This window comes from Waterburya sp. (genome assembly GCF_058530065.1).
Genome location: NZ_JBZNBU010000394.1, coordinates 1 through 10,533 on the forward strand (window position 1 = coordinate 1; position 10,533 = coordinate 10,533).

Consider the following 10,533-nt stretch of genomic DNA (forward strand, 5'->3'; position numbering starts at 1 on the left):
ATGTTAAATTGAATGGTAAAAAATAAAGCAGCTACAGCAGCAAATAATAATCGCTTAAACATTTTTCTCCTCAAAAGTTTTAATTCAATCGCGGTGCTATCAATTAACGCACCAACATACATAATCTTCAGTTATTTATCTTGACAGAATACCTTATAGTTTTAAAAAACAGTAAACAATCTTATCGCACTAAAAGCGAGCGTTGAATAAGAAAAGAATCAGAATAATATATTCTTAATTAGCTTCTGAATTGGTTTTGGCAGCCAGAATTTCTAGAATAATTGCCTTAGCATCTTCTAACGCCAGACAAGTACGCTCGTTTTTATAATCGATTTTAAAGCGATCGCATAGCTCGAATACAGTTTCGGTTTCGATTTGGTATTCAGCTGCAATATCGGCAATTGATAGTTCTGCAAAGCCCATAAGCAAGGTCTATATAAATCTTTTCAACTCAGATTGAATCAATTAATGATTTGTCAGGATTCAGTAATTATGTATCATACTAGGATTTTTCAAAGTAAGACAGAGTAAGAATACTCAACCAAAACCTTGATTACCCTAGGGATCGTATATATCATCCCATTTTCTAGACCTAATTTAAGCAAAAATTTATTGCTCGATCGATTGTTTTTTAGCTGAGGATGGTGCTGTAGGAAAAAGTAACGAGCGCAAATCGACTACTTTGCCAATTACGGCGATCGCAGGAGCTTGAAATTCATGGGATTGGATTAAATCGACTATCGAATCCAAAGTGCCAATTAATTCTTCTTGGTCTGGTCTAGTACCCCAACGAATCATAGCAATTGGAGTGTCGGGGGTCATTCCTCCTGCCAACAACTGAGGGATTATCTGAGGTAAATTATGGACTCCCATATAAATCACAATAGTTTCCGAGCCTCTAGCGATCGCTTGCCAATTGACATCAGGGCGATATTTTTCTACTGCTTCGTGTCCCGTGACAAAAGTTACCGAAGAATTATAGTGACGATGGGTCACGGGAATTCCCGCATAGGCTGGGGCGGCAATGCCCGAAGTTATACCAGGAATTACTTCTACTTCTACACCTTCTCGAACCAAATCCGCCATTTCTTCTCCCCCTCTGCCAAAGACAAACGGATCGCCTCCTTTGAGACGGACGACAATCGCGTTATTTTCGGCTTTTAGTCTCAACAATTCTGTTGTCTCTGTTTGGGGTAGTGAATGACGACCCTTTCGTTTGCCCGCATTAATTTTTTCTGCATGGGGGCTAACTATTGCCAAAATTTCTGGGCTAACCAAAGCATCATAAACAACTACATCTGCTTGTTCGAGTAAAGTTTTCCCTTTCACCGTCAATAAGCCAGGATCTCCAGGACCAGCACCGACTAAATAAACTTTACCCGTATATTTTTTTACTTGATTCATCTGGCAATATTAAATTTTGTTGGCAATTAATTCTGCTAAGGCTTCTGTTGCTCCCAAAGGCTCTCCTAGATTCAAATCGACTTCTGGATATTTTGTTTGTAAAGCAGCAACTTCTGTAGCTATCTTTTCAGTAATTTTACCTGGAAATAAAAAATAAGGCACTATTCCAATTTCAGTGTGACCCGCAGCAATCAAAGTTTCAATTTGTTCCGTCGTACTCGGCTCTGTAGACCAGTAAGCAATTGTTGCATTTAACTTGGTTGTTAGCTCTTGATAATAATCTTTTACTTCTGGCAGACGGCTTCCATGAGCCACCAAAACTCGCGCTCTACTAGACAATTGCTCAAATTTATCTGCCACTAGAGCGATCGTTTCCGAATATTTACCTAAAAACGGAGATAATTCTATTGTGACCCTTTGTTTGATTTGTTTGATTTGTTTGATGGCTAATTCAATTTCGAGGGGAATGTCTTCTCGGACGTGAACCCCAGGAGCGAGAAATAAAGGTAAAACTTTAACGAACCTGTAGCCCTGAGATTCTGCTTTTAAAGCGAACTTTACTAAACTTTCTCTTAAAGATAAAGGAGCTAATTCCAAAGCAGCAATTTCAACTAAAGAAGTTTGAGCATAATTGGAGGAACTAAATTTGCTTGATTCTAAGGACAAACCAGCTGCATTTACGTAATTGCTCTGAGCTATTATGTTCTTAGATTCAATTTTGTCAGCTGTCAATTGTCTCAATTTGGCAGCAGCAATATGAGTTTTACGGTTTCGGCTACCGTGAATGACTAAAAAGTAAGCGGAAGAGGTTAGCAAAGAAATTTCTATAAAGTTGTAATAAATTAATTAAAAAACTCAGACAACTATCTGAGGAATTATAGCAATTGAGATAGTTTATTCTGTAGTCAATGATATATCTTAAATACGGTATTTAGTATATATGTTGACATACTGCCAAAATAACTAGAAAAAATCATACTATCACCACAAAAAATAATAATTATCTAACATAAATATGTTGAGTAATAACTCTAACGATAAAAATACAAATAATTCCAGTCCTTCTCCAATTTCTTCTAGAGACGGCATTGATGTGAATCTAAGTGAATATCTAGTTAAAGTCAAAAGACGCTGGAAGCCAGCTTTAGCAGTATTTTTACTTACCTTGGGAGTCACAGGGGGTCTGAGTTTATTACAGAAAAAGACATATCAAGGAGAAGGTAAAGTACTTTTTACGAGAACTACGGTGGGTTCTCAAACTGGTATTGGCGAAGATGTCGGTCGATTAGACCCCATTCTTCCGAATCAAACTCCGATCAGCACTCAAATTCAAGTACTAGAGTCAGAACCAGTCATCCAGCAGGTAATCGATCGCCAAAAGCTCACCGATGACGAAAATCAGCCTTTGAAACCTAAAGATTTTCGTAAGAAACTGACTACAGAATTAATTGGTGGCACTGATGTAGTAGCAGTTCGGTATAAGCATCCCGATCCCAAAATGGCTTCGGAGATAGTCAATACCTTGATGGATGTTTATATTCAAGAGCAAATTAGAGGCAATCAATCCGAACCCGTTGCAGCTAAAGAATTTATCCAGGATGAATTACCTAACATCGAAACTAAAGTCGAACAAGCAGAACAAAAAATTTCTAGTTTTAGAGCGGAAAACAACATAGTTGACTTAGCTGAAGAGAAAAAAGGAATAGTGGCTAACTTAGGAACGCTAAATCAACAAATTTCTACCACTGGTTCGGAATTACAAGGATTGCAAGCCCAAACTTCTGCTTTGCAAGGTCAACTAGGTTTGAGTCTCAATCAAGCAGTGGCAGTAGACCAACTAGCATCATCTCCAGAAGTTCAAAGCATACTCGAACAGTTAAACCAAACTGAATCTAATTTAGCTCAAGAGCGTCAGAGATTTAATGAGGAACACCCCAGTATCATTAGTCTCAACGAGAAGAAAAACGACCTCGATAATAGACTTAAGGGAATAGTCGGCAATGCGATCGGTCAAGGAGTAAACGTACCCCAAGGTTTATTGCAAGATAATGAAGGTCTTAAAGAAAATCAATTGGAAAAATTTATTTCCCTCAAAATCGACGAACTTAGCTTGCAAAATCAAGTTACGGCTCTTTATCAAACCCAACAACAATATTTGCAACGAGCCAAAGAAATTCCCAGACTAGAAAAACAAGAACAAGAACTAATTCGTAATGCCGAAGCAGCCAGCAATACCTTAGGGACATTGCTGGAAAACTTACAAGAAGCAGAAATAGCAGCCAGCCAAGAAAGTGGCAATGCCAGGGTAGTAGAATATTCGCCAATACCAGAAAAAGGTAGTTCTGGCAGAACCATGCTTTTAGGTTTAGGGATCGTTTTGGGAGGATTTTTAGCTAACCTATCAGTCATCCTATTGGAGATGCAAGATCGCTCGTTAAAAACTTTAGCGGAAATTAAAAAGAGATTTGCTTATCAAACCATTGGTATTATTCCTTTAGAACCCCCAAGTTATCAGGGCAGAATCGTTACTAGAGAAGAACCAGATTCCTTTTCTAGCGAAGTCTATCGTATGATTCAAGCCAACTTGAAATTTTTGACTAGCGATAAACCCCCCAAGGTTATTTTGATTACTAGTTCCGTTCCCGAAGAAGGTAAATCTACAGTTTCAGCCAATTTAGCAGCAGCACTCGCTCAACTAGACCGTAAAGTATTGCTAATAGATGGAGATTTGCGTCGTTCTTCTCAACATCATCTGTGGGGAGTTAGCAACCACAAAGGTTTAAAAGATGTCATAGTCAGCAATGTGAGCGTGGCTTCAGTGGTATCCAAGCCAATGCAAAACTTAGACCTGTTAACTAGTGGAATGGTAAATTCTAATCCTCTAGGTCTTTTAGATTCTACTGGATTGAGCGATTTAGTCGGTCGATCTCGTCGAGAATACGATCTAATTTTGATCGATGCCCCCCCATTACCCGTAACCGCCGATGTGTTGACTTTGAGCAAACTAGTCGATGGTATTGTTTTTGTTACCAGACCTGGAGTTGTAGAACAAGAAAGTGCCGAACTAGCTCAAGAAACTCTCGAAACTACTGGTCAAAAAGTATTGGGTATGGTAATTAATGGTGTCAAACCTGCTGATTTCGATCGCTATTCCTATCACGGTCGTTATGGTAAAAGCTATTACAGTCAGAATAATTCCCACAATTCTCAGGGAGAAAGTTGGTCAACCAACACCAGTGAAGATTTATCCAAAGTATCTAAGAATGGCAAGAGTGCCAAAAACAGCGTGACTCGCGCCAATTACTAGCTTAGATTCCCTTAAACTCTGCTAAGGTCGGTACAAACTTATGTAGAATAGCTAGGTGATGCCAGGTTTTTCTAAAATTGGATATCAAAGTTTTTCAGCATAAGTTCAGATTGCAGCTATGACCTTACAATTGCGCGTTTATGTCCCAGAGCATCCTTTAATCAAACATTGGTTATCGGTTGCCAGGGATGCCAATACACCGTCCGTACTATTTAAAAGTGCCATGGGCGAATTAGGTAGGTGGTTGACTTACGAGGCAATTAGAAATTGGCTGCCAACAATAGAAACAAAAGTTCAGACTCCCATCACTGAATGTGCTGCAACTTTTGTCAATCCCCAAGCACCAATAGGTATAGTTCCTATTTTACGGGCTGGTTTGGCTTTGTTAGATGAGGTACAGAAAGTTTTACCCTTAGCAGCCGTTTATCATTTAGGTATAGCTCGCGATGAATCGACTCTCGAACCAGCTTGTTATCTAAATAAATTACCCGCTCGCTTTGCCCCCGAAACTAGAATTGTTATTCTCGAACCCATGCTAGCTACAGGGGGATCGATTATGCTAGCAATGAAGGAACTTACCAGTCGAGGTATCGATCCAGAACTAATACGCATTATTTCAATCGTAGCTGCTCCAACCGCCTTAAGACAATTAAGCGAGAATTATCCAGGGTTAGAGATTTATACAGCTATCATTGATGAAGGACTAAATAGTAAGGGATATATTGTTCCTGGTCTGGGAGATGCGGGCGATCGCTCTTTCGGGACTTAAACAAAAATTAGCAAGCAGTATTCAAAATTTAATTAAGATGAGCGAACAAAAGGGTTTCGGCAGTGGATTTATGATCGGCTCGATAGTGGGCGGTGTTGTTGGCGGTCTGCTGGGAACGATTTTAGCCACTCGTAATGAACGACAAACTTCCGAGAGAGATGGGGAAATATTACCTAATAGAAGAGATATTTCTTTTAATAGTGAAGAAAGTATCGAACTAGCTCGTCACGGTCTAGAAGATAAAATAGCTCAACTAAATCTGGCAATTGATGATGTTAAGCAACAATTAGGCTCGGTGAACCCTAATTCAGAAGATAGCTAGACGATTGGTGACAAGTTAAGGGTGTGTGTTTAAAGTTAACTCACTTTTAGGTCAGAGGTCAGCCCTAAAGGATTCCCTTCGGTCAGGTCAGAGGTCAGCCCTAAAGGATTCCCTTTGGTCAGGTCAGAGGTCAGAGTTATTGTCTTTAATCGATCGATACTTTAGACCATAAAGCACTGATTTAGAATTAATTCTTAAATCTATATGTTGTGTATTCAATTTTGTTCAACCCTACATATAGTAGTTGACTAATTCATTTTTGTCTTAACTTGTCACAGTTGTAGCTAGACAGAAGTTAGGAGTCAGGTACGGGCGTGACCAGTCACGCCCGTACGGGAGTTAGAAGCGGTGAGGCTCCCCGTCTATCAGGGATTTCTAAAGATTAAGCTTACCTACTTAATTTTCTTTGGTTTTCTTCTTGGTAATAATCGGTCTAGCAGTAGCACCCGATCTCTTAGTTGGATTAGGACGAGCAGAGCGCAATTGAATTTTTTTAGGATTCTTTTTGAATTTTGGCTTGCGTTTTTGAGCAAAACCCAAATCGGTACATTCTTGAATGTACAAGTCTTCCCCTTGTAATTTTACTTTGACATCCCAAAAACGTTTGAGAGGTCTTTCTCCCAAGACTCCTTTGAGCTTTATCTTAAAGAATTTTGGTTTATCACCTTTTTTACGAGGAAACTGTTTGATCTTGATAATTACAGTTTCTTCTTCTAAAGAGTAAAAGATTGCCTCGCCTCGAATCGAAAAATAACCGTGTTCGGTTGCTTCTCCAGCATCTTCTTCTACTTCTTCATCTTTATTTAAAGTTTCAGGTTCCCAAACCCCAACAATTTGTATGTGAAGGCGGTCTTCCTTCATTTTAGTTCTAGGATACACCACCCATAGATGCTCTTGTGCCAGATCCAAATGATTTTTGATTAAGCTAATAATGCGACCGAGTAAAACCGCCTCAATTTCTGCACCATCAGTAGTGACTAGAGTTCCTTGAGTCATCTGCTCGTCACTTTGGACATATTTCGCCTTAATTAAGCCAATAGCACGGTATTGTTTGGGATGAGATGGTGGCGGAATGGGCTGTTTTCGTTCGGGAACAGATTGAGTTTCAGTATTAGGAGAAACAGATTCTTGAGATTGGTTGGACATGATAAACTCGACCGATTGATTGGCAGCAGTAGAAGGTGTACTTGGTGTTGTCAGGGGATTATTCTTAGCCAAATTCATAGAGCAATTAAGAGCTCAGCATCAATACTAAATGTAAGAGAGATTAAATTATATAGGAAATCATATCTTATACTCTCATGGAATATGAGAGAACTGGTAAATGTCAGCAACTCCCCTTGATTACCTTGTAAGGATATAGATTGACAAATAAGTTCAGTATAATTAGTTGCCGAATTGCAATAGGAACGTTTGTGACATGAAACAAAAACGTAGTAGTTGGATTTATCTAGTTTTGGGAGTCATGTTATTTTCACTAATAACTGTTTCCGCCCTACCTATAGTGGGGAGTGTAGTGGAAGGAAGGCAGTTTGCCAAGAGTGCAGACAGCGAAACGATCGTTTTATCCCAACAAGAGTTGGCAAAATTAGAAGCAGAAGCTTCTGGCTATCAAAAGGTTTTAGAGCGAGAACCCAATAATTCTACGGCTTTGAATGGTTTGTTGAAAATCAGACTACAGCAAAAAGATTTGGCAGGGGCAATCGTACCTTTAGAAAAGTTAGCAAAACTTAATCCCGAACATACAGAATATACTAATTTGCTCGCTCAAGCCAAGGAACAAATTAAAGACTATGAAGGGGCAGCAGCAGCTTACAATCAAATTTTAGCTAGCTATCCTGGAGATATTTATGCTTTGGGAGGCATTACTAATTTATATCTCTTACAAGACTTACCCGAACGAGCGATCGCTTTACTCAAAAAGACGATTAAACTAGCGGATCAAGAAGATGGCAATCGAGCTAATGCTATTAATAAAGAAGCCGTAGAATTTTTGTTGGGAGAAGTTTACACCGAACAAGAGCGTTATGGGGAAGCGATCGCTCTTTATGACGAAATAGCCAAAAATAATCAAGATGATTTTCGTCCTTTTTTAGCTAAGGGTTTAGTCTTAGAAAAGCAAGGAGAATATACAGACGCTCAAACTATGCTCGAAAAAGCCTATGTAGCAGCACCTGCGGAATATAAAGACCAAATTGGCGATGAAATGGCAAAAGCGATCGCCAAAAGCAAAGCATCCGCAGCCACTAAAAACTAAGAACTAATGCCTAATAACTAACCACTAACCACTGATATAGTTATAGATTGAAGAGTTTAATGAGATAAGTTTGTGTCAGAGAAAAATCGAGAACCATTTCCCAGTTGGCTGTCCTATCATCTATTGAAGTGGTCGCTAGTTAGTCCTCTGTTACATACTTATTTCCGAATTAAAATTTATGGGGCGGAAAAAGTACCCCAGTCAGGTGGTTTAATCGCCGTCAGCAATCATGCCAGCTATTTCGATCCGCCCTTACTTTCTAACTGCGTCCGTCGTCCAGTAGCTTTTATGGCGAAAGAAGAATTGTTTAAAACTCCCCTCTTCAAACAAGCAATTCAACTATATGGGGCTTATCCCGTCAAACGCAGTACGAGCGATCGCACTGCTTTACGGGCTGCTACCAATGCGATCGATGCTGGTTGGGTTGCTGCGGTCTTTTTACAAGGTACTCGAACCTCTGACGGCAAGATTACCGCTCCCAAACTCGGTGCAGCTTGGATTGCTGCTAAAGCTCAAGTACCTTTGTTACCTATTAGTCTTTGGGGAACGGAAAAAGTAATCGATAAAAGTTTTCCTTTTCTCAAACCAGTTCCGATTACCGTTCGTATTGGCGATGCGATCGCGCCCCCCATTTCTAGTAAAAAAGCTGAATTGCAAGCTGTTACAGACCAATGCGCTAGGGTGATTAATTCTTTGCACGATTTGGGACGTTAAGCAATTGAATTATTAATACAGTTTTACTAGTCAAGTTTATGTAACATTTATTTACATAAAACGCTATAATACTTTAAGTAAGTTAATAAAGTAAGGTCGTAGCGCTCGCCGCATATTTCTTCACAATTTAAGGGATTTGGGCAACGATCCGAGCAAAAATTGCTCAATCCTTTAAAGATTACTTGCACTCAACTGTTTATTTATCAAAACATATTAATTTTGGATTAAATGTTCTATTTATATCCACACAAATTTAAAACCACAATGATTGGTGCAACCCAACTTTTAACCAGCTATAGATCGGGAAAACGAGATTTCAGTCAGGTTGATTTAAGTAGAACTCCTTTAATAGATCTTAATTTAGCAGAGGTCGTATTTTGCCGAGCCAATCTTACAGAAGTTAATTTGAGTAATTCTGTCTTAGTTAGAGCTAACTTAGATGAAAGCAACCTCACAGGAGCAAATCTGTGGCGGACAAATTTACAAGCAGCTAGCTCGATCGAAGCCCAATTTAATTACGCTCAGTTAATACGCGCCAACTTATACCAAGCCCAGCTAAGAAATGCTTCATTAAATAATGCCGATTTGCGTTTGGCAAATCTTCAAGAAGCAGATTTACGTGGTGCAGATCTATCGGGAGCAAATCTAAGTTATGCCAATTTAAAACTGGCTAATTTAGCAGGGGCAAATTTACAAGGTGCTATTCTCACTGGCACAAATTTAACTGGAATTAATTGCTTAAATACTATTTTGGAGGAATCGGGAAATCAAGTAAATAATGGGTCTAGAATCGGTATTCCTAAAAATCTACGAAATATATCGACTAGTAATTTATAATCATAATCCTGCCGACGGCGAGCGCATTCTTATGACAGACAATAGAAGATTATTATTGATAGATAATCTTAAAAGCCACATATGGAGCTAACTAATTCTCTCTTGAGGGACTTACTAACCGAATATGATAATCTTCGTCCCCAAATATATTTCAAATCATCTTTGACTGCATTGTCTCGTGCGATGCAAGATTTGGTGTTAGCCGATAACGGTCGATATATAGTTATTGCTAACTTTCAACAAGAAAAACTATTTCGAGAGCAAGAAAATCGCTTTCAGCGCATGGCACAAAAAAGCAGTCATGTTTATATTCTCAGCGTACCAGAAGTAGAATCTGGTTTTGCTGTAGCTAATGCTGGTTATGAAACTATCCCGATTAAAGCTACAGATACTTTAGCGGGGGAAACATATTTAGCGATTATCGGAAAACACTATTCTGCTTGTTTGGCGGTGAGAGAAAAACTTTCGGTGACAGACTTACAAGATGTTGCCGATGGAGTAGAAGAAGGGGAAAGATTTGAAGGGGTTTGGAGTTTCGATCGCAACATAGTTTATACTGCTGCGGATTGGTTGTTGGGAATAATTGCTAACTATCGTCCCGAATTAAGAAATAAAACCCAGCAAGCCAGAGAATTATTCAAACTGAGGCGAGGAATCCATAGCCAGCCCTTGGTGACTTTCCAAACAGTAGATTTGGGAATTTTTGCTCAACGGTTGGTTACCTACTTACAATCTGGTCAATATAAACTTCTCAAAGCTTATAAAGCGATCGCTATAGCCGAGCGTAAAGAATCTTTAATTAATAAAATAGCATCCGCTCAACGAAGTTCTCTCAATCCAGAAGAAATCTTAACAACAACAGTGAGAGAATTGGGCAAACTATTTCCTAATTGTCGTTGTTTGTTATATCGTCTCGATCCCAA

11 protein-coding genes are annotated in these 10,533 nt (G+C 39.1%); 7 read left to right on the plus strand and 4 right to left on the minus strand.

Annotated features, from left to right (window positions below):
* Positions 1 to 234: 234 nt before the first annotated feature.
* The 3 genes from AC33VI_RS22700 to AC33VI_RS22710 form a co-directional block, all read right to left on the minus strand.
* Positions 235 to 423 carry a translation initiation factor IF-2 gene (locus AC33VI_RS22700; protein WP_491784535.1) on the minus strand — a complete coding sequence of 63 codons (189 nt, stop codon included), beginning with the start codon at positions 421 to 423 and terminating at the stop codon, positions 235 to 237.
* Positions 424 to 609: 186 nt separating this feature from the next.
* Positions 610 to 1,404 carry a uroporphyrinogen-III C-methyltransferase gene (gene cobA, locus AC33VI_RS22705; protein ID WP_491784536.1) on the minus strand — a complete coding sequence of 265 codons (795 nt, stop codon included), beginning with the start codon at positions 1,402 to 1,404 and terminating at the stop codon, positions 610 to 612.
* A 9-nt stretch (positions 1,405 to 1,413) separates the two neighbouring features.
* The gene (locus AC33VI_RS22710; protein ID WP_491784537.1) at positions 1,414 to 2,220 is read right to left on the minus strand and encodes a sirohydrochlorin chelatase; all 807 of its coding nucleotides are present in this window, start codon (positions 2,218 to 2,220) and stop codon (positions 1,414 to 1,416) included.
* Positions 2,221 to 2,419: 199 nt separating this feature from the next.
* Between AC33VI_RS22710 and AC33VI_RS22715 the strand changes: the two genes are divergently transcribed.
* From AC33VI_RS22715 to AC33VI_RS22725, 3 genes are all read left to right on the plus strand, one after another.
* On the plus strand, positions 2,420 to 4,711 hold the full coding sequence (locus AC33VI_RS22715) for a GumC family protein (protein ID WP_491784538.1): 2,292 nt from the start codon (positions 2,420 to 2,422) through the stop codon (positions 4,709 to 4,711).
* 118 nt (positions 4,712 to 4,829) lie between these two features.
* The gene (upp, locus tag AC33VI_RS22720) at positions 4,830 to 5,480 is read left to right on the plus strand and encodes a uracil phosphoribosyltransferase (protein ID WP_491784539.1); all 651 of its coding nucleotides are present in this window, start codon (positions 4,830 to 4,832) and stop codon (positions 5,478 to 5,480) included.
* A gap of 37 nt (positions 5,481 to 5,517) precedes the next feature.
* Positions 5,518 to 5,802, plus strand: a complete 285-nt coding sequence (locus tag AC33VI_RS22725; RefSeq protein WP_491784540.1) for a ssl2009 family thylakoid membrane protein — start codon at positions 5,518 to 5,520, stop codon at positions 5,800 to 5,802.
* A gap of 396 nt (positions 5,803 to 6,198) precedes the next feature.
* Here the strand turns inward: AC33VI_RS22725 and patR are convergent, their stop codons facing one another.
* Positions 6,199 to 7,026 carry a heterocyst master regulator PatR gene (gene patR / locus AC33VI_RS22730; RefSeq protein ID WP_491784541.1) on the minus strand — a complete coding sequence of 276 codons (828 nt, stop codon included), beginning with the start codon at positions 7,024 to 7,026 and terminating at the stop codon, positions 6,199 to 6,201.
* Positions 7,027 to 7,222: 196 nt separating this feature from the next.
* Here patR and AC33VI_RS22735 point away from each other — a divergent pair, with 196 nt between their 5' ends.
* From AC33VI_RS22735 to AC33VI_RS22750, 4 genes are all read left to right on the plus strand, one after another.
* Positions 7,223 to 8,059, plus strand: coding sequence for a tetratricopeptide repeat protein (locus AC33VI_RS22735; RefSeq protein ID WP_491784542.1), 837 nt, complete (start codon positions 7,223 to 7,225; stop codon positions 8,057 to 8,059).
* 72 nt (positions 8,060 to 8,131) lie between these two features.
* A complete protein-coding gene (locus AC33VI_RS22740) occupies positions 8,132 to 8,773 on the plus strand; it encodes a lysophospholipid acyltransferase family protein (RefSeq protein ID WP_491784543.1) in 642 nt (213 codons plus the stop codon).
* Positions 8,774 to 9,037: 264 nt separating this feature from the next.
* Positions 9,038 to 9,610, plus strand: coding sequence for a pentapeptide repeat-containing protein (locus tag AC33VI_RS22745; RefSeq protein ID WP_491784544.1), 573 nt, complete (start codon positions 9,038 to 9,040; stop codon positions 9,608 to 9,610).
* Positions 9,611 to 9,691: 81 nt separating this feature from the next.
* The coding region (locus AC33VI_RS22750) for a DICT sensory domain-containing protein (protein ID WP_491784545.1) at positions 9,692 to 10,533 on the plus strand (842 nt) is incomplete at its 3' end.

Coding starts and splice junctions, on each gene's coding strand:
- AC33VI_RS22700 (WP_491784535.1), bottom strand. CDS start 423: ATGGGCTTTGCAGAACTATCAATTGCCGATATTGCAGCTGAATACCAA.
- cobA (WP_491784536.1), bottom strand. CDS start 1,404: ATGAATCAAGTAAAAAAATATACGGGTAAAGTTTATTTAGTCGGTGCT.
- AC33VI_RS22715 (WP_491784538.1), top strand. CDS start 2,420: ATGTTGAGTAATAACTCTAACGATAAAAATACAAATAATTCCAGTCCT.
- upp (WP_491784539.1), top strand. CDS start 4,830: ATGACCTTACAATTGCGCGTTTATGTCCCAGAGCATCCTTTAATCAAA.
- AC33VI_RS22725 (WP_491784540.1), top strand. CDS start 5,518: ATGAGCGAACAAAAGGGTTTCGGCAGTGGATTTATGATCGGCTCGATA.
- patR (WP_491784541.1), bottom strand. CDS start 7,026: ATGAATTTGGCTAAGAATAATCCCCTGACAACACCAAGTACACCTTCT.
- AC33VI_RS22735 (WP_491784542.1), top strand. CDS start 7,223: ATGAAACAAAAACGTAGTAGTTGGATTTATCTAGTTTTGGGAGTCATG.
- AC33VI_RS22745 (WP_491784544.1), top strand. CDS start 9,038: ATGATTGGTGCAACCCAACTTTTAACCAGCTATAGATCGGGAAAACGA.